The following is a 24,920-nucleotide window of genomic DNA, read 5'->3' on the forward strand; positions in this document are numbered from 1 at the left end:
CACGCACCACCCCGCGGACGGGCTTCGAAGGTGACCATGCCCATTGAGTGTACGGGCGTGCACTCAACTTGCAGGATGAACCCGCGGCTTACGTGCCGGCACCGGCCAGGACGACGTCGCGGAGCTGGCGGCGGGAGCTGATGCCGAGCTTCGCGAAGATCTTGCGCAGGTGCCATTCGACCGTGCGGGGGCTGAGGAACAGCCGGGTGCCGATCTCGGGGTTCGAATAGCCTTCGCCGGCGAGCCGGGCGATCTGGAACTCCTGGGCGGTGAGCTCGCCGGTGGTCTCCACCGTGCGCTTGCGCGCGGTCTCCCCGGTGGCCTGCAGCTCGCGCCGGGCCCGGTCGGCGAACGCTTCCAGCCCCATCGCGGACAGCTGCTCGTGCGCCGTGTGCAGGTGCGTGCGGGCGTCCACGCGGCGTCCCTCGCGACGCAGCCATTCGCCGTAGAGCAGGTGGCCGCGGGCGAGGTCCACGCGCAGCGGCGTCCCGTCGAGGCACGCGATCGACTCGCGGTGGAGGCGGTCGGCGTCCGGACCGGTGCTGCCCAGCGCGCGCACGCGGGCGTCGAGCCCCAGCGCTTCCGCGGTCCTGGCCGCCGAGGCGCGCTCCGCCGACCGGGCGGCCGCGGCCAGGAGCTGCTCCTCGTCCCCGGTCCGGGAGGCCGCCTCGGCCAGTTCGGCGGTGACGAGGCCCTGGAACCCCACCACGTCGTGGTCGAACACCCGGCGGGCGGCGGCCAATGCGGCGTCGTGGCGGCCGAGGCCGTTGTAGAGCACCGCACGTCCGTAGTCGGCGAGGGTAACCAGCCGCAGCTGGCCGCGGGCCGCCGCTTCCCGCGCGGTGTCCTCGAACAGCTCCGCCGCCGGAGCCTCCCGGCCGCGGAACGCGTCGAGCAGCATCGCGCCGTAGCCGACCGGCGCGTTGCCGGTCGCGCCGGCGATCACGCGGTCCTCCTCGGCCGAGGCCGCCGCCGCGGTCAGCTCGCCCGCGAGCAGCTCGGTGACGGCGAGGAAGTTGAGCGCGAACTGCAGTTGCACGAGCGCGCCGGCGTCCCGGGCGAGCTGGACCTGGCGGGTGGCGAACGCCCGCGCCGCCGCGAAGTCCGCCGCTTCGGTGGCGACCATGCCGCCGGCCCGGTTGCCCAGCAGCCACAGCACCCGCCCGGTCTCCTCGCTGCCGACGTCGAGTGCGTGGACCGCCGCCACCGCCCGGGACAGCAGCGGCGCGGCGGCCCGGTAGCCGTCGGTGAGCCGGGTGGCCAGCGCGTCCAGGACGAGGTCGACCGCGCGCGGCGGCACCGGCGCCGGGGGCGCGGCCCGGGTGGCCTCGGCCGTCGCCGCGAGCTCGTCGTGGTCCGAGCCGGCCCACAGGGCCGCCGCCAGCGCCTCCAGGTACGTCTCGCGCGCCCGGTTCGCGTCGAGCGGGGAGAGCCGCTCGGCCGCGCGCAGCAGCAGCCGGGCCGCGTCGCCACCGCGCCGGCGGTCGAACGCGATCTGCCCGCGCAGGTGTTCTGCTTCGGCCTCGCGCCCGGCGTCGGGTGGTCCGGCCGCCACCGATTCCAGGAGGCCGAGCGCCGCTTCGAGCGCGCCGGCGTCGCGCTTGGCCGCGGCCGCCGCGAGTTCGCGGTGCGCGCGCCGGGCGGGTTCGGGGGTCAGCAGCGCCGCCTGCTCGAGGAACGCGGCCGCCGCGACCAGGCCGCCGCGTGCCCGGGCGCGGCCCGCCGAGCGTTCGAGGGCGGCTGCCACGTCTTCGTCGGGGGAGACGGTCGCCTGCCCGCGGTGCCAGGCGCGGCGGTCGGGGTCGCGCTCCGGGTCGGTCACGTCCGCCAGCGCCCGGTGCACGTCTTGGCGGTCCGGGGCCGGCGCCGACCGGTAGACCGCCGACCGCACCAGCGGGTGGCGGAACCGGATCCGGCGGCCGAATTCGATCAGCCCGGTCGCCTCGGCCGCGGCCGCCGGGTCGGCGCCGAGCCCGAGCCGGCCCGCCGCGGCCCACAGCAAGGCGGCGTCGCCGAGGGGTTCGGCGGCGGCGATGAGCAGGAGCCGCCGCGTGTCGGCGGGCAGCGGCGCCAGCTGCTGGACGAAGCACTCCTCGATGCGCCCGGCGAGCGGCGCGGTCCCGGGCCGGGCGAACCCGTCGGCCGGCCCGTCGGCGGTCCACGCGCGCGGCAGCTCCAGCAGCGCCAGCGGGTTGCCGTGGGTCTCGGCGACGATCCGGGCGCGGACGCGGCCGTCCACCGGCCCGGTGAGCACCGAGGCCAGCAGCGCTTCCGACTCGGCCTCGCCCAGGCCGCCGATCGGCAGCTCCGGCAGACCGGCCAGGTCGGGCTCGCGGCCGGGCTCCCGCACCGCGAAGACCACGGCGATCCGCTCGGCGAGGAGCCGGCGGGCGGCGAAGGCGAGGACCAGCGCGGACATCCGGTCGAGCCACTGCGCGTCGTCGACCAGGCAGAGCAGCGGCTGGTCCTCGGCGACGTCGGCGAGCAGCGTCAGCACCGCCAGCCCGACCAGGAACCGGGTCGGCCGGGGGCCGGCACTCAGCCCGAAGGCCGTGGCGAGCGCGTCGCGCTGGGGTCCGGGCAGGCGGTCGAGCCGGTCGAAGAACGGCGAACACAGCTGGTGCAGCCCCGCGTAGGCCATCACCTGCTCGGCTTCGACCCCGGCGGCGCGCGCGACCCGGAACCCCGGGGCCTGGGCGTGCGCGTACTCCAGCAGTGCGGTCTTGCCGATCCCGGCCTCGCCACGCAGGACCAGCACCTGGCCCTGCCCCGACCGGGCCCCGGCGAGGAGGCGGTCGAGGGCGGCGCGTTCGTCGTGCCTGCCGATCAGCGCGGGCCCACGCCCCGGCATCCGAACCTCCCACGGCCGGCCGGCGACGGCCGCGCCGGCTGACCGAACACTAGCGCAGCGGGCCGGCGCCTCACGCGTCGTCGTGGGCGCCCGCGTACCGCGCTTCGACCGCCTTGGCCGTCTTCGCCAGCTCCCCGCCGAGGACCCGCTTGCCGAGCAGCCCGAGCAGGCCGCCGAGCAGCTTGCCCTTGAGGTTCTTGCCTTCCCGCACCACCACGGCGTCCACCCGGGTCGTGCCGTCCGGCAGCCGCGTGAAGGTGTAGGTGTGGCCCGACGCGCCGCCCCAGGTGTTGGAGTCGGTGGTCCGCATCACGATCCGGGCCGGATCGGACCAGTCGTAGCTGAGCCGCTCCCAGATCCCGCCCGACCCTTCGGTGACGTCGGCGTGGCCGGGGCCTTGGCCGTGCACCTGGAGGTACTCGGTCGCGCTGCGGCCGAAGAGCTTCGCGCGCTCCGGGCCGAAGTCGGTCAGCGCGGCCAGGAACTGCTCCGGGGTGGCGGTGGTCGGCCGGCTCAGGTGGATGGTGGACATCGTTCGGTCTCCTCGGTGGTGTTGCTGGGGGGGGGTCAGGCGTCTTGGTGCTCGGTCATGTACCGGGCGTACCACTCCGGCCAGTTCTCGTCGTACTTCCCGGTCTCCTTCTCGTGTTCGCCGTGCGCGGCCGCGGCTTCGCGCAGCGCCCGCTCGAGCTTTCCGGTGGAGCCGTAGGCCACGCCGTCGACCCGGCCGGGGAAGCGGGTGGTGATCTCCTGCAGCAGCCAGGTGTTGCCGTCGGGGTCGTGGAAGGAGGCGAACGACGAGTAGGTGCCGCGGTCGGGGTGCGCACCCGGGGCGAACGCGCCGGTCGCGTCGCGGTGGAACACCTCGCTGACGTCGACGCCGTGGCCGGCGAGCTCCTTGCGGGCGGCCTCGACGTCGTCGACGACGAGGTAGGTGCCGCGCACCGACCCGGGGGCGGCGTCGGTGAGGCCGGTCCCGAAGTGGACCGAGGCCGCCGACCCCGGCGGGGTGAGCTGCACGACGCGGGAGGCGCCGAAGTCGATGTCGGCGTCTTCGCGCCAGCCGAGGGTCTTGTAGAAGTGCTTGGTCCGGTCGACGTCGGTGACGGGCAGGACCACGACCTCGAGCTTCATGTCCATGATCGGATCTCCTTGGGGTGTGCGGCGGGGTTCGCCGCTCTGGCACCCACAGTGGTCCTCACCGGCGCCCGTGGCCCCAGGGAGACACCCTGGTCGACCCCCGGGCCCCGGGCGGCCAGGGCCCGGGGGCGGGGATGTTCCGGCGGGCGCGGGTCGCGGCCTCGCATCGGCGGTCCCGCCAAACGTCTTGAATGAGTCATTCAGGTCTTCGGAGGTCCTGAATGACTCATTCAAGACCTCTGGGCGCGGCCCGGGGTCGAGGTACGCGGCTCGGAGCCGGGATCCGGCTACCATCCGGGCGTCGACGACGACCGGTGAGCAGGGGGGAAGCAGTGAGCGGTGTCAAGGTGCTGGTGACCGGGGCGAGCATCGCGGGGCCCGCGCTGGCCCACTGGCTAAAGCGGCGGGGCGCCGAGGTGACCGTCGTGGAACGGGCGCCCGGGCTGCGTCCCGGCGGGCAGGCGGTGGACGCGCGCGGGGTGACCAGGGAGGTCATCCGGCGGATGGGCCTGGACGCGGCCGTGCGCGCGGCCCGCACCGAGACCGCGGGCGCGCACACCGTGGCCGCGGACGGCACCGTGCTGGAGACCTTCAGCGCGCAGGACGACGGTGGCGACGGCTACATCTCGGAGATCGAAATCCTCCGCGGCGACCTGTCCCGGGTGCTCTACGACGACACCCGCGACGGCGTCGAGTACGTCTTCGGCGACCGGATCGCCGAGCTGACCCAGGACGCCGACGGCGTCGACGTCATCCTCGCGAGTGGCGACCGCCGCCGGTTCGACCTGGTGGTCGGCGCGGACGGGCTGCACTCGGCGCTGCGGGCGATGGTCTTCGGGCCGCACGAGGAGTACGTCCGCCACCTCGGGCACGTGCTGGCCTTCTACAGCGTGCCCAACGAGTTCGGGCTCGACGACCACGTGCTCGAGCACCAGGAGCCCGGGCGCTCGGCGATGCTGCGGCCCATCGGGGACGCCACCCGCGCGATGGCCATGTTCTCCTTCGTGTCGCCGGACTTCGACGTCGACTACCGGGACGTCGAGGCCCAGAAGCGCCTGCTGCGCGAGCGGGTGGCGGGCCTCGGCTGGCTGACGCCGCGGCTGCTCGAGCACCTGGACGACACGCCGGACTTCTACCTCGACCAGGTCGCCCAGGTGGTGCTGGACCGCTGGTCGAGCGGCCGGGTGGCGCTGCTCGGCGACGCGGCGTTCAGCTCGTCGCCGCTGTCCGGGCAGGGGACCGGCCTGGCCCTGGTCGGCGCCTACCTGCTGGCCGGCGAGCTGGCCGCCGCCGGCTGGGACCCGGCGCCGGCGTTCGCCGCGTACGAGCGCCGGATGCGGTCGTTCGTCGAGGCGAACCAGGAGATCGGCCGCCTGCACGCGGCAATGCGCGGCCTCCCCGACCCGGACGCGGAGCCGGCCCCGGAACCCGACATGGAGGCGCTGACCGCCCTGGTCGAGCGCGCGCTCAACGGCGTCGAGCTGCCGGACTACGCGGAGGTGCCGGACTCCGGGGCGTCGGTCACTTCGTAGGGCATCGACCGCATCGTCCCGGTTCGTCCCTGAGTCTCCCGGTTGATCCCGTAGGTCTGGACGCGGTGGCCGCGCGTCGGTGAGCCTGCGGTACCTGACCGGCGGCGCTGTCGCCGGGCGGGATGGGGGCAGCGCGGGGACGGACCCGGGGATCCGTCGTGACCAGCCCCTGTGACCGACGCACTGGGGAGGCTCGCGATGGGATCCATGGGCTGGCGGCACGCTTTCGGCTCTTCGAGACGGTCCCGGCGGGGCCTCGGGGTGCTGGTGGTGCTCGCGCTCCTGGCGGCCGTGGTCGTTTCGGCGTCGTCGTGGTCACCGGGGGCGCGGGGGTGGCGCCCGGTGACCGAGGCGGCGGACGAGGTGTCGGCCATGGCCGCCGCGCAGCGCCAGGGGACGCGGGTGGAAGCGGCGGACCTGCGCGCGGAGTCGGCGAGCACGTTTGCCAACCCCGACGGGACGTGGACCCTCGAGCAGTCGACCGGGCCGGTCCGGGTGCGGCGGGGCGCGGGGTGGGTGCCGGTCGACCCGACGTTGACCCGCGGGGCCGGCGGCGCCTGGGAGACCCGGGCGACGACCCCGCGGCTGTCGGTGTCCGACGGCGGCCCGGGCGCGTTCGTGCGGATCGGGGCCGGCGAGACCGGGCTCGGGCTGTCCTGGCCCCAGGCCCTGCCTGCCCCGTCCGTGGCGGGGGAGACCGCCACCTACCGGGACGTGCTGCCGGGCGTGGACCTGCGGGTGCGCACGACCGATCAGGGGTTCGGCCACGAGCTCGTCGTGCGCGACCGGGCGGCCGCGGCCAACCCGGCGCTCGCCCGGATCACGTTCGGCCTGCAGGCGCAGGGGGTGCGCCTCGCCGCGGACGCCGCGGGCAACCTGGCGGCGACCGACGCGAGTGGTGCCGTGGTGTTCTCGGCCAAGGCACCGACCATGTGGGACAGCCCGGCCGGCGACGCGCCGCGCACCGAGCGGCCGGTCAAGGTCGAGGTCGCCGACGGCTCGGTGACGCTGGTGCCCGACCCGGCGATGCTGGCCGATCCGGCGGTGCGGTTCCCCGTCGTGATCGACCCGCAGTACAGCTACCACGCGCCGAACGCCGGCTCGTCCTGGACGCTGCTGCGGCGGGCCTTCCCCGACCAGTCGCACTGGAACCTGCAGCCGCGCGACGACGACGAGCGGTACGCCGGGGTGGCCCGCGTCGGGCACGCGCCGGGCTGGCCCGCGGCCTACCTCGACCAGTCGGTGTTCCAGTTCGACACCACGCCGGTCCGCGGCGCGGTGATCGTCTCCGCGACGTTCCAGATCTACCAGGTGTGGAAGTACGCGAACACGTGCGACCCGAACGCGGTCGACCCCATGGTGCTGTACCGGACCGACCCGATCGGCCCGGGCACGACCTGGAACCACCCGATGGCGTGGCGCGAGGCGCTGTCCTCGGTTCGTTCGGTGCCGAAGGCGGGGTACTGCGCGCCGGACTGGGTGGGCATGGACGCCCGCGCCGGCGTGCAGGTTTCGGCGAACGCCGGGGCGAACACGGTGACGCTGGGGCTGCGCGCGAACGACGAGGGCGGGGACGGCGGCTGGAAGCGGTTCTACGTGCAGAACGGCACCTACCCGAAGCTGGCGATCACGTACAACCGGGCGCCGGCGGTGTCCGACGTCGGGACCGAGCCCGCGCTCGCCGCGTGCCGGTGGTGCGGCGGCGTGCCCTACGCGGGCCCGACGACGTTGACGCTGAAGGGAACCGTGGCCGACCCGGACGGCGGGCAGGTCACCGGCTGGTGGGGCATCCGCAAGCCGGCGCTCGAGTCGCGGAGCCTGACCCAGGCCGCCGGGACCCGGTTCGCGACGGCCCTCGACACCCGCACCGTCGCCGACGGCACCACGGTGACGTGGGAGATGCAGGGTGCCGACGGCGCGCTGAACAGCCCGGTGGTGCCCGGGCCGAAGTTCGTCGTCGACCAGAAGGCACCCCGGCTGGCACCGCAGGTGTCGGCGGCGCTGTACCGCGCGGACGACCGGTGGCACGGCGGGGTCGACGTCCCGGACACGTTCATGTTCACCGCGAACCCGGACACCGCGACCAACGAGGTGAACGACGTCGACCACTACCTGTGGGGCTGGCAGGACCCACCGGCGAACAAGGTCGACGCGGCCGGCGGGCTGGGCGGTGGCGCCACGGCCGTCCTGACCCCGCCCGGCGACGGCCCGCGCACGCTGTACGTGCGCGCCGCCGACCGGGCCGGGAACCAGAGCCCGACCCGGGAGTACCGGTTCTACGTGCGGGCCGGCAACGGCGCGCTGGCCCAGTACTCGTTCGAGGGCAACGCGCGGGACACGGCGTTCCTCGGTGACCGGCACGGCACGCTGAACGGTCCCGGCAGCTACGTCCCCGGCGCGGTGGGCACCGCGGTGCGGTTCGACTACGGCGGCACGGTGACCGCGCCGAACGCGGTGCGCACGGACACCAGCTTCACGGCGTCGGCGTGGGTCCGGCTCGACCAGGTGGTGCGCGACCACACCGCGGTCAGCGAGGCGGGCACGAACACCAGCGCGTTCCAGCTCGGCTACCGGGCCGACGACGGCGGCCATTGGTACTTCTACCTGCCGACGACCGACGATCCCCTGCCCGCCGTGGCGACCACGTTCTCGGCGCAGGCGGCACCGACCGGGACGTGGACGCACCTCGCCGGCGTCTACGACGCGGCACGCGGCCAGATGCGGCTCTACGTCAACGGAACGCTCTCGGCGACCAAGGCGTACAAGTCGTCCTGGAGCGCGTCCGGCGACGTCCACGTCGGCAACGGGCTGTGGAACAAGGCGTGGGCCAACCACTGGCTCGGCGCCGTGGACGAGGTGCAGCTCTACGACCGCGCGGTCCCGGAGGCGGAACTCGCCGCGATGGTGCGCGGCAGCGACGTGCAGGCCGCGTACTGGCGGTTCGACGAAGCCGCCGACACCGCGGGCGACCCGGGCCGCACCGCGCGCAACTCGGTCGACGGCGGCGCCGCGGCCGTGCTCACCGGCGGGGCGAAGTTCACCGGCACCGGCGCGGTGAAGGGCGCGGTCGAGCTCGACGGCGTCGACGGCGCCGCGACGACCAACGCGCCGGTCGTCCGCACCGACCAGAGCTTCTCGGTCGCCGCGTGGGTGAAGCTGGACCAGACCGGCGCCACCTACACAGTGCTCAGCCAGGACGGTCAGCACATCTGCGGGTTCTGCCTGCAGTACCAGAAGGAATCCGACCGGTGGGTGTTCGTGCTGCCCCGCGACGACGGCTCGCCACCTAGCGGCTTCGACTTCGTGGTCTCGGCCGCGGCTCCGGTGCCGGGCACCTGGACGCACCTCGCGGGCGTGTACGACGCAGCCGCCGGGAAGGTCCGCCTGTACGTGGACGGCGTGCCGGCCGGCGAAGCGGCCCGTGCGACGTCCTGGCAGGCGACCGGCCCGCTGCAGATCGGCCGGGAGCGGCTGAACGGCGTCCTCGGGCACCACCTCGACGGCACGATCGACGAGGTCCGGGTGTACAACCGGGCGATCTCCGCCGAGGAGATCGGCGGCCTGGTGTCCGGCAGCGACGTCACGGCCGGGACCTGGAAGCTGGACGGCAACGCCCAGGACTCCTCGGGTGCGGGGCACCACGGCCAGCTCACCGGTGCCCCGGACTGGGCCGCCGGCCAGGCGTCCGCGCCGGACCCGGCCGACCTCGCGCTGCGGCTCACCGGTGACGGCGCGTCCCTGTCCGCGCCGCACGCCGTCGACACCGACCGCGGGTTCTCGGTCAGCGCGTGGGCGCGGGTGGACCGGACCGGCCAGACGGGCACCGTGGTGTCGGAAGACGGCACCGCCACCAGCGGGTTCGTGCTGCGCGCGACCGCGGGCAACCTCTGGTCGTTCGGCGCCCACCAGCGGGACACGGCCACCGCGGGCCTCGACGAGGCCGTCGGCACCGCGGTCCAGCCCGGGGCGTGGACCCACCTCGTCGGCGTCTACCGCGCCGACAGCAGGCAGCTCGAGCTCTACGTCAACGGCGTGCTCGTCGCGAGCAAGGCGCGCCTGCTCGGCTTCAACGCCACCGGCGGGATGCGGATCGGGCGGTCGAAGGCGGGCGAGCCCTTCGCCGGCGCGATCGACGACGTGTCCGTCCACAGCAGACCGCTGGCCGTGGACGAGATCCGGGCGATGGCCGGGCGCGACCTGAGCCTGGTGCACAACTGGCAGCTCGACGAAACCGCGGGCACCGGCGCGGCCGACTCCGTCGGCTCCCGCGGCGGCACCCTCACCGGGGGCGCCGCGTTCGCCGCCGGGCGGGTCGGCAACTCGGTCAAGCTGGACGGGGTCGACGACGCCGTCGGCACCACCGGCGTGGACCTGCGCACGGACACCAGCTTCACGGTCGCGTCGTGGGTGTACCTCGAACGCCGCGACTGCGCGACGGCCTGCAGCTACGTCGCCGTCAGCGAAGACGGCGGCGCGGCGAGCAAGTTCCGGCTCGGGCACGAGGTCGACACCGACCTGGATCCGCGCGGGCACTGGGTGTTCGAGCTGCCCGAGCCGGACGGCACGGTGACCGAGGCGGCGGTTTCGGTGCTGCCCAGCGAAATCGGGGCCTGGGTGCACCTCGTCGGCGTGTACGACGCGCCCACCCGGAAGATCTGGCTCTACGTCAACGGGAACCGGATCGACGACGGCACGCTCAGCACGCCGTGGCAGGGAACGGGCGGCCTGCAGATCGGGCGCGGCAAGGCGAACGGCACCGCCACCGCGTACTGGCCCGGCGGGGTCGACGAGGTCCGGCTCTACACCGGGCCGTTCACCAAGGACCGCGTCGAGGCGCTGTACCGGTCGTTCCCGGCGCCGGCCGCGCCGCCGACGTTGCCGCCGGCCGACGCGGGGCACTGGAAGTTCGACGAGAACACCGGCTCGGCGGTCGCGGACGCCAGCGGCCGCGGGCTGACCGCCGCGATGCGGGGTGGCGGCGGCTGGATCCCCGGCCGCGCGGGGTACGCCGGCTGGTTCGACGGCACGTCCGGCTACGCCGAGACCGCCGGGCCGGTGGTGGACACCGCCGGGGACTTCTCGGTGACCGCGTGGACCTACCTGACGACGTCGGGCGGCGGCAACCGGACGGTGTTCGGGCAGGAGGCGACCGCCGGCGCGGCCAGCTCCTTCCAGGTCGTGTACAACCCGGACACCAGCCGGTGGGCCGTGGTGACCCCGACGACGGACCCGGCGGCCCCGGCGGTCCTGTGGTCCACCGAAACCGCGGGCCTGGGGGACTGGACCCACCTGGCGGTCGTCTACCGCGCCGAGGCCCACCAGCTGACGCTGTACGTCAACGGCGTGCTGTCCGCGACCAAGCTCGGCGTCACGCTGCTCGCCGCGAACGGGCCGTTCACCATCGGCCGCGGCAAGTGGAACGGCGCGAACATGGGCTTCGTCGCCCGCGGGATCGACGACGTCCGGGCCTTCGGCAAGGCCCTCTCCGACGGGGAGGTGCGCCGGGTGCACGACGACGTCCCGACCGCCGAACTCGGCTCGTGGCACTTCGACAGGGACACCGCCGACGACACTTCCGCACGCGCCAACCACGCCACGCTCACCGCGACCGGGACCTCGTTCGCCCCGGGCATCGCCGGCCGCGCCCTCCGGCTCGACGGCGTTTCCGGGGCCGCGACCACGACGAAGAACGGCGTCACCATGCGGGACAGCTTCACGGTGTCGGCGTGGGCGAAGCCGACCGGCAACCAGCGCGTCGCCACGGTGGCCGGCCAGGACGGCTCGCGGATGAGCGGGTTCACGCTGCAGTACCGGCCCGAGACCAACCGCTGGAGCTTCGGCGCCCGGGTCGCCGACAGCGACGGTTCGGCGCGGGTGGCCGCGGAGGCGGCCCAGCCGGTCCGGCTTTCGGAGTGGGTGCACCTGGCCGGGGTCTACGACAGCGCCGGGCGGCAGCTGCGGCTGTACGTCGACGGGCAACTGGCCGCGACCAAGAACATCGGTGCGCTGTGGCCGGCAACCGGCGGGTTGACGATCGGCCGGGGCAAGCTCGACGGGCAGCCCGCGGAGTTCTTCACCGGTCTGATCGACGAGGTCCGGATGGACCAGGGCGTCGTCGCCGCCGACGAGATCGCGCGCCGGGCGGGGTGGCCGGCCCCGCCGCGTGGCGTGCTCGGCAGCTTCGTCAACGCTTCGGGCGACCACTACACCGCGAGCACGAGTGCACCGGCGCCGGCGGGCTACCGGTTCGAGAAGGCGCTGGGCATGCTGCCGGCACCGGCCGAGCCGGGTACGCGTCCGCTGTACGCCTGCACGTCCGGCACGGACGAGTTCACGTCGGTCGACGCGGCTTGCGAAGGAGCGACGCCGATCGGCGAGGTGGGCCGCGTCTACGCCGACCCGCCGCCGGCGGCACCGGGGACCCCGGTCTACCGCTGCACGGCGGGCACCGATCGCTACGACAGCACGGCGGACTGCGCCGGATCGGTCCTCCTGGGGTACACCGTGGCCTACGCGCCGCTGGCGCGCTACTACAGCGTGACCCGCGTCGACCACTGGTCCACGGTGCACGGGACCGAACCGTCCTACCGGTACGAGGGCACGCTCGGCTGGCTCCCGCAGGTGCCGCAGGAGGGGACCCAGCAGCTGACGAGCTGCCGGGACGGCGGCGACGAGTTCACCTCCGCGGACCCGGCCTGCGAAGGCAAGCAGGTGCTGGCTCCTCTGGGATACGTGTGGACGTCGCCACCGTCCGATGTGGACACGACCGCGTTGTACCGGTGCGCGGTCAACGGGCAGAAGTTCCTGTCCCGCAGCGAAACTTGTGAGGGACGCACCGTCGAAGCACGGCTCGGCTACGCGCTGGCCGAGAGCCCGTTGCCCGACCCGAGCGCCCGGTAGGGGGAAAGCCATGCGTACCAGGACCAAGGCCTTGGTGATGTCCGTCGCCCTCGCCGCGACGCTCGTGCAGGCACCGGCGGCCGCACTCGCCGCCGGCGGCCCGTCGGTGCCGCTGCCGGACGTGCCGTCCGTGCCGGTGACCCCGGCGGGCCACGGGAACCCGCCGTCCGCCGACGAGACGACCCCGCGCGGGATGCACGGCGACCAGACCGCGGGCCGGGCCGGCTCGCCGGGCGGCGGAGACTACGCGGCGACGTCGCTGTCGCCGTCGGCCACCTGGCAGGTGTCCGGGCAGACCGGCGACTTCAGCTGGTCGTACCCGCTGCGGACCCCGCCCGCCCCGGGCGGGCTGCAGCCGAACCTCGCCCTGTCGTACTCCTCCGGCGCCGTCGACGGGCTGACCAGCTCGACCAACAACCAGGCGTCCTGGGTCGGCGACGGCTGGACCCTCTGGCCGGGCTTCATCGAGCGCACCTACCGCAGCTGCGCCGACGACGTGGGTGGCGCGGAACCGCCAGGCGACCTGTGCTGGCACACCGACAACGCGACGATGTCGCTCAGCGGCAGCGGAAGCCAGCTCATCCGGGACGACGCGACCGGGGTCTGGCGGCCGAAGTCGGACGACGGCTCGCGGATCGAGCGGCTCACCACGCCGGGCAACGGCGACGACGACGGCGAGTCGTGGAAGGTCACGACCGTCGAGGGGATGCAGTACTTCTTCGGCTCGGTGCCGGCGGCCCGTTCGACGTGGACCGCGCCGGTCTTCGGCGACGACGCGAACGAGCCCTGCCACGGCGCCACGTTCGCCGCCTCGGCGTGCGTCCAGGGCTACCGGTGGAACCTCGACAAGGTCGTCGACCGCAACGGCAACATGGTGCTGTTCACCTACCAGACCGAGACCAACTTCTACGGCAAGAACAAGAACAGCAGTGCCGCGTCCTACGTGCGCGGCGGCTGGCTGGAGCAGGTGCGGTACGGGCTGCGGGCCGACGACGCGTCGGTCCCGGCGACCGCGCAGGTCGACTTCGAGGTGACCGACCGCTGCGTGCCGGGGTCGGACTGCACGCTCGCGAAACCGCTGAACCTGCCCGACGTCCCGCTGGACCTGAAGTGCGACGGCGGGTCCTGTGTGGACAAGTGGTCGCCCACGTTCTGGAGCACCAAGCAGCTGTTCCGGATCACCACCAAGGTGCGGGCCGGGAGTACGTACGCGCCGGTCGACTCGTGGACGTTGCGCCACGAGCTGCCCGACCCCGGTGACGGCGAGAAACCGGCGTTGTGGCTCAAGGGGATCACGCACACCGGCCTCGCCGGGAGCGAGCTCCCGCTCCCCGAGGTCACGTTCGACGGCGCCCGCAAGCCGAACCGCGTGCACGGCACGGACGGCTACGCCGCGCTGATCCGGTTCCGGATGAACGCGGTCGTCTCCGAAACCGGCGGCGTCACGTCCGTCGGCTACGCCGAACCCGACTGCGTCTTCGGGACGCACATGCCGGCGAACGCCGAGTCCAACACCCTCCGGTGCTTCCCGGTGCGGTGGCGGCCCAAGGGAGCGCCGGAGCGCACCGACTACTTCCACAAGTACGTGGTCTCGTCGGTGACCACCCACGACGGGGTCGCCGGGTCGATCCCGGCCGTGACGAGCTACGAGTACCTTGGCGGCGCCGCGTGGCACTGGGATACCTCGGAGTTCACGGACGACGACGAGAAGACCTGGAACGAGTTCCGCGGCTTCGCCCGGACCCGCACCCGGACCGGCACCGGCGACGACGGCCCGAAGACCATGACCGAGCAACGGTCCTACCGCGGCATGGACGGCGACCGGCTGCCCGGCGGCGGCACCCGCGCCGTCACCGTGCCGGCCACCGAAGGCGCCGACCGGACCGACTCCGACTGGCTCGCCGGATTCGGCTACGAGACCTTGACGTTCGACCGCGAGAAGCCGTCGTCGGAGCCCGACCCGCCGCTGGTGGCCAAGTCGATCGTCGACCCGGCCGTGCAGGGCCCGACCGCGACGCGCGCGGCGTTCAAGGCCTACCTCGTCCGCACCGGCGTCCAGCGCGAGTACACGGCGTTGCGCGCCGGCGGCCGGCGGACGACGAAAACCGAGACGGCCTACGACGGGCGCGGCCTGCCGACGCAGGTCGACGACCTCGGCGACATCGACACCCCGGACGACGACCGCTGCACCCGCACCACCTACGCCCGGGACGAGGGCAGGTGGCTGCTGAACTTCGCGTCCCGCGTGGAAACCGTGTCGGTCGCCTGCACGCGGACCCCGGTGTTCCCGGCGGACGCACTCGGCGACAGCCGGATCTCCTACGACGGCAAGGCGCCCGGCGAGGCGCCCGTCGCCGGGAACCCGACGCGGACCGAGGTCGCCGCCGCGCGCCCGGCCACCGGTCCCGAGTACGTCACCACCGCCACGACCGCCTACGACAAGCACGGCCGGCCGACCGAGACGACCGATCCGCTGGGCGCCGTCACCAAGGTGGCGTTCACGCCGGCGCTCGGCGGCCCGGTCACGCGCACCACCACGACCACCCCGCCGGTGCCCGCGGTGCCGGCCGGCCTGGTCACGACCAGCACGCTGGACCCCGCGTCCGGCCTGCCCACGAAGGTGGTCGACCCCAACAACCGCACGACCGAGACGACCTACGACGCGCTCGGCCGCAAGACCGAGGTGTGGCTGCCGAACCGGCCGCGGGCCAAGTACCCGCAGGGCAACCTGAAGTTCGCCTACGACGTGCGCACCGACCGCGCGCCCGCGGTGACCACCACCCGGATCGGCCCCAACGGGGTGTACACGAGCAGCACCGAGCTCTACGACGGGCAGCTGCGGACCCGCCAGGTCCAGAGCGCCGCGGCCGGGGGCGGCCGGCTGCTGGCCGACACCCGCTACGACTCGCACGGCCGTGCGTACAAGAAGACGCAGCCGTACTTCAACGACGCCCCGGCCGACACGACGCTGGTGCTCCCCAGCGACGTCGACGTCCCCGGCGTGACCACCACGGAGTACGACGGCGCCGGCCGGCCGGTGGCCGAGGTGTTCCGGGGCGGCCCGGTCGAGTGGCGGACCACCACGGCCTACGGCGGCGACCGCGTCGACGTCACTCCGCCGCAGGGCGGCACCGCCACCACGACCATCACCGACGCCCGCGGCCAGACCGTCGAGCAGCGCCAGTACCAGGCCCCCACGCCGACGGGGCCGTTCACGGCGACCACCTACGGCTACACCAAGGCCGGGCAGCTGGCCGCGGTGACCGACGCGGCCGGCACGGGCTGGCGGTTCGGGTACGACCTGCGCGGCCGCGGTGTCCGGGCCGAGGACCCGGACACCGGCGTCTCGGAAACGACGTACGACAACGCCGACCGGCCGACGTCGACGAAGGACGGCCGCGGGATCACCCTCGCGTACTCCTACGACGCGCTGAACCGGAAGACCGGCACGTACCTCGGCCAGGTGGGCGGCACGCAGCTCGCCGGGTGGACGTACGACACGGCCTTCAACGGGAAGGGGCAGCAGGCGACGGCGACCCGGTTCGCCGACGGCCGGGCCTACACCAGCAGTGTTTTCAACTACACGCCGCTGTACCAGCCCACCGAGACGTCGGTGACCATCCCGGCGGCCGACCGGGAGCTCGAGCCGATCGCCGGCACCTACACGGCGAACTTCGGCTACGGCTGGGACGGCAGCCTGTCCGGCGAGTCGTACCCGGCCGCCGGCGGGCTGCCCGCGGAGACCGTCGACTACCGGCTCGACGACTGGGCGCGGCCGTTGTCCAGTTCGGGCGCCTACAACGGCACGGTCGAGCTGGCTACCGACGTGTCGTACACCCGCTACGGCGAGGTGCAGCGGCTGCAGCTCGGCACCGGCACCAAACGGGCGTGGTCGTCGCAGTACTACGAGGAAAACACGCGCCGGCTGTCCCGCACGGTCGTGGACGCCGAGGTGCCGCGGCCGATGCAAGCCGACGTGAACCACACCTACGACCCGATCGGCAACCTCACGTCCGTCGCCGACCGGTTCACCGCCGACACGCAGTGCTTCCGCTACGACAACCTGCGCCGGCTCACCGAAGCGTGGACGCCGACCGGCGACTGCGCCGCCCAGCCTTCCTCCGGCGCGTTGGGCGGCCCGGCGCCGTACTGGCAGAGCTTCACCTACGACACCGCCGGCAACCGGCGGACCGCCACCCAGCACGCCACCACGGGTGACACGACCGACACGTTCACCTACCCGGCGCCCACGCAGGCGCGGCCGCACGCGGTGTCGTCGGTGGCCACCACGGCCGCGAACGGCCAGCCGCGGCAGTTCACCTACGACGACGGCGGCAACACCACCGGGCGCACCCGCGCGGCCGCCGGGGAAACCCTGACCTGGACCGCGGAGGGGCAGCTCGAGTCGGTCACGAAGGACGGCAAGAAGACGTCGTTCGTGTACTCCGCGGCCGGCGACCGGCTGCTCAAGCGCGACCCGTCGGGCATCACGCTGTACCTGGGCAACCAGGAGGTCCGGCTGGCGGCCGGGACGGCGACGTGCACGCGTTACTACCAGCTCGGGGGAGCGCCGATCGCGATCCGCCAGGGCGCCAAGCTGACGTGGCTCGCGTCGGACCACCAGGGCACCGCGCAGATCGCGATCGACGCGGGCACCCAGCAGGTCACCCAGCGCCGCCAGACCCCGTTCGGCACACCCCGCGGTGCCGCACCGTCGAGCTGGCCGGGCGAACGCGGCTTCGTCGGCGGCGCTTCGGACGCGTCGACCGGGTTGACGCACCTGGGGGCCCGGGAGTACGACCCGGAACTGGGCCGGTTCCTCTCGGTCGACCCGGTCATGGACCAGGAAGACCCGCAACAGATGAACGGGTACGCCTACAGCAACAACAGCCCGGTCACGTTCCAGGACGCGTCCGGCCTGTTCACCTCGGAGTGCGACAACTGCGGCTACGTCGATTCCAAAGCGTTGATGAACAAGCAGAACAACCCGAAGTCGAAACCGTACACGCCGCGCGGCAAGCCCAACGGCACCGGCAAGATCCTCCCTGCCGACACCGTGTTCGCCGTCCCCAAGAAGTTCAACGACATCCTGGGCGCCGTGATGGAGAGTCTCAAACCACGCTTGTTCGAGAAGCAGATTGCCGACATGGGGTTGTTCCGCGCCTATCAAGAGTTCCAGTGGAACAACCGGTGGTACAGCAAGCTGCTCGACATCATCGACAGCAAGTGGATGGCAAGCCTGGGGCGGCTGAGCGCGCTCTTGGGATTCGGTCTGTCCTACGCGGACTACCGCGCCAAGGGTGACCGCCCGGTGGCGGCGGGGATCAAGGCCGGCATCGAGACTGTCTTCTCCTGGGGCGGCGCCATCCTCGGCGGCGGTGCCGGAGGACTGTTGGGGGCACCGTACGGCATGTTCGGGTCGCCCATCGGCATGGCGATCGGCGGGGGCGTTGGTGCTTACGTCGGGAACACCGTCGGCGGTTGGGTCGCCGAGGTGGCCGACCCGGTCATCGACGCCGTCGGCAACACGGTCGAGAACGGCTTCCAGCCCGGGAACTTGGTGGACAGCCGCTTTTTCGACATCGGCATCAGGGTCCAGGCCACCGCCCACGACAGCATCAGGGAGAAGGCCGAGGACGGTGAGATCTCCGGCTCCGACATCGTCGAATCGTCGATCGACGCGGGCCTGTCCATCTTCGGCTGGTGAGCCGCGGTATGGCTGTTCGGTCTCGGGGAGGTCTCGGCGTGATGGACGGCGGGCCCGGTCGCTTGCGATAGTGGAGGGACTATCACTGCGACGCTGGGGGAGCAGGTCGTGGACGTCGAGGAGGTCGAGCGGGCACCGGCGGAAGTCCTGGCCCGCGAACTGAGACTGGTGAAGGACCGGGCCGGCCTCAGTCTCGCCCGCTTGGCCACCAAAGCCTGGTGCAGCCGGTCGTCGCTGGAGCGCTACCTCAACGGCAAGGTCTTCCCCCCGAGGCACGTCGTGCTCGCCATCGCCGACGCGTGCGAAGCCGACGGCCACGCGATCGCCGCCCTGTGGGAGCGGGCCTGGGCCGCTCGCGCGAACGGCCCTCGGGAGCCCGAACCGCCGTCCGGGACGCCGATGCCCGCGCAGCTGCCTCCCGACGTGCGCGGGTTCACCGGGCGGAACGCGGAGCTCGCGGCGCTGGAGTCGGCGCTGGGGGAGCTCGACGGAGCCGGGCCGGTGCTGATCACCGCCGTCGCCGGGACCGCCGGCGTCGGGAAGACCGCGCTCGCCGTGCACTTCGGGCACCGGGTCGCCGCGCGTTTCCCGGACGGGCAGCTCCACCTCGACCTGCGCGGCTACTCGGCCGCTCCGCCGATGACCGCCGTCGAAGCGCTCGGGCGGATGCTGCGCAGCCTGGGCGTGCCGCCGGACCACCTGCCCGCCGACGAACAGGAGCTGGCCGCCCTGTACCGGTCGGTGATGGCGGGAAAGCGCATGCTCGTGATGCTCGACAACGCGCGCAGCGCCGAGCAGGTGACCCCGTTGCTGCCGGCCGGCCCGCGCAACCTCGTGGTGGTCACCAGCCGGACCACACTGGCCACTTTGGACAGTGCCGCGCACGTGCAGCTCGACATCATGCCCGAGCCGGAGGCGCTGGACCTGCTGCGCCGCCTGGTCGGCCCGGACCGGGTGGACGCCGAGCCCGATGCCGCGCGCACCCTCGTCGGGCTGTGTTCGCGGCTGCCGCTGGCGGTGCGGATCGCCGCGGCGCGGCTGGCCGCGCGCCCGGCGTGGCCGGTCGCCGCGCTGGCCGAGTGGCTGGCCGACGAGACCCGCCGGCTGGACGAGCTGCGGGTCGGCGAGCGGGCGGTGCGAGCCAGCTTCGCGATCACCTACCACGCCCTCACGACCGGCGCCGACCCGGCGGACCGGCAGGCCGCCCGCCTGTTCCGGCTCCTGGGCGTGCTGGACTGGGTGGACATGAGCGTGCCGGTCGCCGCGGCGCTGCTCGACCGGCCGCAGACCGAGGCCGTCCTCGCCCTCGAGAACCTGCTGGACGCGCGGCTGCTGGACTGCGCCGAGCCGGGCCGCTACCACACCCACGACCTGCTCCACCTCTACGCGCGCGAGCAAGCCCGGCTCGACGAAACCGCGGCCGAACGCGAGGCGGCCTTCCGGCGCGCGCTCGACTGCTACGTCTCCGCCGCGACGCGTGCGACGTTGCTCATCAACCGGGAGGCCAAGCACGTCGGCGACGACTCCGACCCGGGCCCGCACGGCGGCTTCACCCTGTCCGGGCCCGCCGACATCCCGGGGTGGACCGACGCCGAACACGCCAACCTGGTCGCCGTCGCCACCCGAGCCGCCGCCGGGCCACCCGAAACCGCCGAGCGGGCCGTGCGGCTCACCGCCGCCCTCCAGCGGCCCTTCAACGCCCGCGGCTACTGGCCGGACCTGCTGGCGCTGCGCGGCCTGGCCGCCCGGGTCGCGCACCGCATCGGCGACCGCCGCGGCGAGGCGGTCGCCTACGAGGACCTGGCCCTGGTGAACCTCGTGAGCGGCCGCACCGACGACATGATCGCCGCGGCGCAGCAGGCTCTGGGCATCTACCGCGAGCTGGGCGACCGGCGGGGCGAGGCCGCGTACCACATCTGGCTCGGCGAGGCCTACCTCGACCAGGGACGGCTGGAGGAAGCGGTCGCGAGCCACCAGGAAGGCCTGGCCCTCAGCCGGAAGGTCGGCGACCGGGATCGCGAGGCACGCGCGCTGAACATGCTCGGCATCGTCTTCCAGCGCCTCCGGCGGTTCGACGAGGCCGTCGTCCACCACGAGGAGTCGGCCGGCGTGTACCGCGAGATCGGGAACCACATCGGCATCGCCAGCGCGCTGGGCAACCTGGGCTGGGCGCACCACCGGGGCGGCCGCCACGAGACGGCCGTCGGCTACCAGCGGCAGGCCCTCGCCGTCGCCGGCGAAACCGGGCACCGCCGCCAGCAGGCCGAGTTCCTGTGGGCGCTCGGCCTGACGCGCACCGCACTCGGGGACCACGCCGAGGCCCGGACCAGCTGGCAGCGTTCGATCGCGATCCTCCAGGACATCGGGGCGTTGACGGCGAGTCAGGCGGATTCGTTGCGCCGGCAGGAGATCCCGCGCACCCCGGAGATCATCCAGCGCAACACCTGATGCCACCGGCTCCGGTGACCGGCTCAGCGCACCGCGACGAGCCAGCCGGCCGCCATGACGACCGCGTAGCCCACTACCCCGGCAGCGACGGCCGGCCACCGGGGGCGGCCGCGGCGGGAGAGCGCCGACCCGAGCACGCAGGCGAGCAGGATCGCGGCGAGCCAGCCGACCGGAGGCAGCCAGAAGACGACGTCGCGGCCGGTTTCGGTGCACGGGAAGACCGTCTCGTCCGGACGGCACGAATCCGTGCTCCGCGCGGCGGCGGAGCCGAACACGAACGCGACGACGCCGCCGGCGATCGCGAGAAACCAGCTGGTGACCGCGAACCCGATGCCCCGGGGCCGGTCCGGCCGGATTTCTGCCATGGGCGCCACTTCCTCCCTTTTGAAGGCTCGGAGCCGGAGGGTAAACCGGCAATCCACGGGCGCGCGGGCTTGTTCACCGGAAGTTCGCCGGGAACGGTCAGCGGCCCAGGCGGTGAGCGCTGTCCTCCGCCCGGTGCAACGCCGTCAGCAGCGCCGCCCGGCCCGTGTGGTCGATGTCCTCGGTCAGCGCGTCCGTCGCCGCTTTGCCGCCGGCGCTCAGCTTGGTGACCAGCCGGCGGTGGATCGCCGCCATGCTCACCGCGTCGAAGTCCGGGCGGACGAACGCCAGCAGCAGCCTGAGCTCGTCCTCGCAGCGGCGGTAGCTGTCCAGGAGATGCTCGTTGCCCGCCGCCGCGACGATCGCCCGGTGGATCGCGCCGTGGGTCTCGGTCAGCTGCCGCCACGACGGCTTCTGCTCAGCCATTTCCTCGAGACGCTCCACTTCGGTGAGGACCGGGGTCAGGTCCGCGTCCCGGGCCAGGGCCATGCGCAGCGCACCCAGCTCGAGGACCTTGCGGTAGTCGAAAACCTCGTCGATGCGCGCCCGGCTCAGCGGCGCGACGACCGCGCCGCGGTGGCGTTCGTGGACCACCAGGCCGCGGTCGGTCAGCAGGCGCAGGGCCGAGCGGACCGTGTGCCTGCCGACGTCGAAGCGGACCGCCAGCTCTTCCTCGCGGAAGCGGGTGCCGACCGGGTGCACGCCGTCCAGCAGCTCGCCGCGCACCACCTCGGCGATCCGCTCGGGTGCCGCTGGCGCCACCGTGGCCTCCTTCTTGTCACACACGATCGAGTCAGATTGTGTCACAATGTGGCATGGAGATCGACGGAGCACCACCCGTGTTGCTGCTGCCCGGCGGCGCCGAGAGCTGTGCCGGCTTCTTCCCCGGCCTGGTCGAGGGCCTACCCGGCGTGCGCGTGATCCAGTACGACCGGCCGGGGACCGGAACGTCCACAGAGGACGGCTCACTGGCCGGCGCCGCGGCGCACCTCGGGTCGTTCCTCGAGCGGCTGGACGCCGGCCCGGTCGTGGTGGTCGGGCAGAGCCTCGGCGGCGCGGTCGGCGTCCTGCTGGCCCGCGCTCACCCCGAACTGGTTGCGGGACTCGTCCTGCTCGACCCGACCCCGGTGAACGATCCCCGGCTCTGCGCGCGCATCGAACGCATGACGCGCGTGCTCGGCCGGCTGTCGGTCGTGCCGGGGCTGGGTGCCGTGCTGGGTAAGGGATTCCGCGCGGCAGCGTTGCGCGGCGCACGCGACCTGCGCCCGGACTGCGCGGCGGCACTGCGCCGGACGGCGAACCTCGACATCCCGACGCTGGCCCGCGCGGTGGTCGGGCTGACCGAGGTGTCGCGATCCTTGCATGAGTCGGACTTGCCCCGGCTCCCGTCGGTCGTGGTGACGGCGGACCGCAAACCGGGCCACGCGGTCCGCCGAGCCCACGAACGCCTCGCGACCGCGCTGGACGCTCGTTTGGTCAGCTGGCCGGGCGCGACGCACAGCGTCCACCTGGATCACCCGGACGAAGTCCTGGACACGGTGCGCGAGGTAGTCGCCGCCTGAGGGCGCTGTCGTGGTGGCGGGTGAGGCCGCGCCGGCCGGGGTGGTGCCTGGCCGCCCCGGCGGCGTGCTCGCGCGGTGCGGGAGGTCGCTGCTGCCTGAGTGCGCTGTCGTGGTGGCGGGCGGGGCCGCGCCGGCCGGGGTGGTGCCTGGCCGCCCCGGCGGCGTGCTCGCGCGGTGCGGGAGGTGACCGCCAGCGGGTTTTGCTACGCCGACCGGGGTCGATGCCCGGCGAGTCCTCGCCACCCTGTACGAGGTGGTCGCAGGCTGAACGCTTGTCCCCGCGTGCGGGGCGGCGGGGGAGCCGTCCGCCCCGGACCGCCCCCGTCCGCTGACCGCGTCAGCGGCCCCGCGTGCGGTGCCGGTAGAGAAGCCACACGAAGTACGGCGCCCCGATGATCGCCGTCATCAAGCCCGCCGGGAGCTGGCCCGGGGCGATCACCGTGCGGCCCAACGCGTCGGCCGTGCACACCAGGATCGCGCCCAGCAACGCCGCCGCCGGCAGCAACCGGGAATGCCTGCTTCCCACCACCGCGCGGGCCGCGTGCGGGGCGACCAGCCCGACGAACCCCAGCACGCCGATCCCCGCCACCGCCGCGCCCGTCAGCAACACCGCGCACGACAGCAGCAGCAACCGCGACCGCGCGACCGGCACGCCCAGCACCCGGGGCGTCTCGTCGTCCAGGGACAGCAGGTCGAGCTCGCGCCGCATGCGGACCAGCACCGGCGCCACCAGCAGCACCGCCAGCGCCATCGGCAGCAGGTGCGTGAACGTGCGGCCGTAGGTCGAACCGCCCAGCCAGGTCAGTGCCTTGGTCTCGTTCCACGGGTCGGACAGCGTGATCAGCAGCGTCACCAGCGCCTGCGACGCCGCGTGCACGCCGAACCCGATCAGCACCAGGCGTTCGCTGGTGAACCCGCCGCGGGCGGCCACGGCGAAGACCACCGCCATCGCCAGCGCGGCCCCCAGGCCCGCGGACCCGGTCAGCGTCCAGAACCCGACGCCGGACACGAGCGTGATCACGGCGACCGCGCCCAGGCCCGCGCCGCCGACGACGCCGATCATCCCCGGTTCGGCCAGCGGGTTGCGGGCGACCGCCTGGGTCAGCGCGCCGCCGAGTGCCAGCGCCGCGCCCGCCAGCAGCGCGGCCACCACGCGGGGGACGCGCGTGTCCAGCACGCCGGAGACGATCGGGCCCGCCTGGCCGGTGACCCAGTTGACGACGTCGCCCAGCAGCAGTTTCGCGTCCCCGAGCAGGACCGCTCCCACGGCCACGCCGATCGTCGCGAGCGCCAGCACGCCCAGCACGACGCCGTACCGGACCGCGCTGACGCCGCCGCGCGCGCCGGCCGCCGGGGGCTCGGCGGTCCCGGCGGTGATGCGCGCACCGCGGGCCAGGACCACGAGGAACAGCGCGCCGAGGATCGTCGTCACGACGCCCGTCGGCACCTCCAGAGCGCGTTGCGGGCTGATGATCGTGCGGAGCAGGACGTCGGCGCCCAGCAGGAGCGCCGCGCCCAGCGCCGCCGAGAACGGGAGCAGCGCCGCGTGCCGGTGCAGGCCCGGCACGCCGGACGCGAGCAGCCGGGCCAGCGCCGGCGCGGCGAGGCCGACGAACCCGATGGGGCCCGCCAGGGTCACCGCCGCCGCGGCCAGCAGCACGGCCAAGCCGATCGCGGCGACACGCGTCCGTCCGATGTGGACGCCGAGCGTCCTGGCGTGGTCGTCGCCGACGTGGATCAGGTCGAGCCGCCGCGCCATGAGGAGCAGCGCGGCCACCGCGACGCCGACGATAGGGCCGAGCGTGCGGACCCCGGCAAGCCCGTTCTGCTCCAGCGATCCCTCGCCCCAGGCGAACAGGCCGCGGGTTTCCTGGGCGTACAGCAGAAGCAGCACCTGCGTCACCGAGACCAGGGCCAGCGCGATCGCGGTGCCCGCCAGCACCAGCCGCACGATCCCGGTGCCGCCGGTGCCGGCCAGCGCGAGCACGACCACGGCCGCGGCGAGCCCGCCCGCGAACGCGACCCCGGTCGCGCCGAGCAGCGGCAGCGAGACGCCGAACGCGGCGACGGCGACGACCGCCAGGTGCGCGCCGGCGTTGACCGCGAGGGTGTCCGGCGACGCCAAAGTGTTGCGGGACACCGATTGCAGCACCGCGCCGGCCACGCCGAGCGCGGCTCCGACGACGAGCGCCGCGAGCAGCCGTGGCAGCCGCGACTCGACGACCACGGCGGTCGTGTCGCCGGTCGCGCCGCCGAACACGAGCCGCAGCACGTCGAGCGCGTCCAGGTTCGCGGTGCCCTGCGTGAGGTGCACGGCCGAACCCAGCACGAGCAGAGCGGCGAGCCCGGCCCCCAGCAGGGCGAGCCGCCCGTGTCGCCGGACGGCGGCCACGGGCGGCTCGGTGAGCGTGACCACC

At 73.9% G+C, this 24,920-nt stretch carries 11 protein-coding genes; 5 read left to right on the plus strand and 6 right to left on the minus strand.

Annotated features, from left to right (window positions below; genetic code table 11):
- Positions 1-88: 88 nt before the first annotated feature.
- The 3 genes from ACIQWX_RS38125 to ACIQWX_RS38135 all read right to left on the minus strand — a co-directional run bounded on the left by ACIQWX_RS38125 (position 89) and on the right by ACIQWX_RS38135 (position 3,991).
- Positions 89-2,851 carry an AAA family ATPase gene (locus ACIQWX_RS38125; RefSeq protein ID WP_400881791.1) on the minus strand — a complete coding sequence of 921 codons (2,763 nt, stop codon included), beginning with the start codon at positions 2,849-2,851 and terminating at the stop codon, positions 89-91.
- A 70-nt stretch (positions 2,852-2,921) separates the two neighbouring features.
- Entirely contained in the window at positions 2,922-3,383 is a 462-nt protein-coding gene (locus tag ACIQWX_RS38130) for a hypothetical protein (protein ID WP_400881793.1), read from the minus strand.
- Positions 3,384-3,418: 35 nt separating this feature from the next.
- Positions 3,419-3,991 (minus strand): VOC family protein, encoded by a 573-nt coding sequence (locus tag ACIQWX_RS38135; protein ID WP_400881795.1) that lies wholly within the window; start codon positions 3,989-3,991, stop codon positions 3,419-3,421.
- 332 nt (positions 3,992-4,323) lie between these two features.
- Here ACIQWX_RS38135 and ACIQWX_RS38140 point away from each other — a divergent pair, with 332 nt between their 5' ends.
- From ACIQWX_RS38140 to ACIQWX_RS38155, 4 genes are all read left to right on the plus strand, one after another.
- The gene (locus ACIQWX_RS38140) at positions 4,324-5,523 is read left to right on the plus strand and encodes an FAD-dependent monooxygenase (RefSeq protein ID WP_400881797.1); all 1,200 of its coding nucleotides are present in this window, start codon (positions 4,324-4,326) and stop codon (positions 5,521-5,523) included.
- Between the two features lie 270 nt (positions 5,524-5,793).
- The gene (locus ACIQWX_RS38145; protein WP_400881799.1) at positions 5,794-12,423 is read left to right on the plus strand and encodes a LamG-like jellyroll fold domain-containing protein; all 6,630 of its coding nucleotides are present in this window, start codon (positions 5,794-5,796) and stop codon (positions 12,421-12,423) included.
- A gap of 10 nt (positions 12,424-12,433) precedes the next feature.
- Positions 12,434-18,130, plus strand: coding sequence for an RHS repeat-associated core domain-containing protein (locus tag ACIQWX_RS38150; RefSeq protein ID WP_400881801.1), 5,697 nt, complete (start codon positions 12,434-12,436; stop codon positions 18,128-18,130).
- A 108-nt stretch (positions 18,131-18,238) separates the two neighbouring features.
- Positions 18,239-20,578 (plus strand): tetratricopeptide repeat protein, encoded by a 2,340-nt coding sequence (locus ACIQWX_RS38155; protein WP_400881803.1) that lies wholly within the window; start codon positions 18,239-18,241, stop codon positions 20,576-20,578.
- A gap of 23 nt (positions 20,579-20,601) precedes the next feature.
- On the opposite strand, the gene ACIQWX_RS38160 is transcribed toward ACIQWX_RS38155, so the two are convergent.
- Both ACIQWX_RS38160 and ACIQWX_RS38165 read right to left on the minus strand, forming a co-directional pair.
- Complete coding sequence (locus tag ACIQWX_RS38160) at positions 20,602-20,943, minus strand: hypothetical protein (RefSeq protein ID WP_400881805.1); 342 nt, start codon at positions 20,941-20,943, stop codon at positions 20,602-20,604.
- Between the two features lie 97 nt (positions 20,944-21,040).
- Complete coding sequence (locus ACIQWX_RS38165; protein ID WP_400881807.1) at positions 21,041-21,703, minus strand: GntR family transcriptional regulator; 663 nt, start codon at positions 21,701-21,703, stop codon at positions 21,041-21,043.
- Between the two features lie 53 nt (positions 21,704-21,756).
- Between ACIQWX_RS38165 and ACIQWX_RS38170 the strand changes: the two genes are divergently transcribed.
- Entirely contained in the window at positions 21,757-22,503 is a 747-nt protein-coding gene (locus tag ACIQWX_RS38170; protein ID WP_400881809.1) for an alpha/beta fold hydrolase, read from the plus strand.
- A 337-nt stretch (positions 22,504-22,840) separates the two neighbouring features.
- Here ACIQWX_RS38170 and ACIQWX_RS38175 read toward each other — a convergent pair whose 3' ends face one another.
- A complete protein-coding gene (locus tag ACIQWX_RS38175; protein WP_400881811.1) occupies positions 22,841-24,919 on the minus strand; it encodes an iron ABC transporter permease in 2,079 nt (692 codons plus the stop codon).
- Position 24,920: the final 1 nt, after the last annotated feature.

This window comes from Amycolatopsis sp. NPDC098790 (genome assembly GCF_044759945.1).
Taxonomy (GTDB): Bacteria; Actinomycetota; Actinomycetes; order Mycobacteriales; family Pseudonocardiaceae; genus Amycolatopsis.

What these genes read in the sequence shown, in the direction of transcription:
- ACIQWX_RS38125 (WP_400881791.1), bottom strand. Translation starts at nt 2,851, where the DNA reads ATGCCGGGGCGTGGGCCCGCGCTGATCGGCAGGCACGACGAACGCGCC.
- ACIQWX_RS38130 (WP_400881793.1), bottom strand. Translation starts at nt 3,383, where the DNA reads ATGTCCACCATCCACCTGAGCCGGCCGACCACCGCCACCCCGGAGCAG.
- ACIQWX_RS38150 (WP_400881801.1), top strand. Translation starts at nt 12,434, where the DNA reads ATGCGTACCAGGACCAAGGCCTTGGTGATGTCCGTCGCCCTCGCCGCG.
- ACIQWX_RS38160 (WP_400881805.1), bottom strand. Translation starts at nt 20,943, where the DNA reads ATGGCAGAAATCCGGCCGGACCGGCCCCGGGGCATCGGGTTCGCGGTC.
- ACIQWX_RS38135 (WP_400881795.1), bottom strand. Translation starts at nt 3,991, where the DNA reads ATGGACATGAAGCTCGAGGTCGTGGTCCTGCCCGTCACCGACGTCGAC.
- ACIQWX_RS38170 (WP_400881809.1), top strand. Translation starts at nt 21,757, where the DNA reads ATGGAGATCGACGGAGCACCACCCGTGTTGCTGCTGCCCGGCGGCGCC.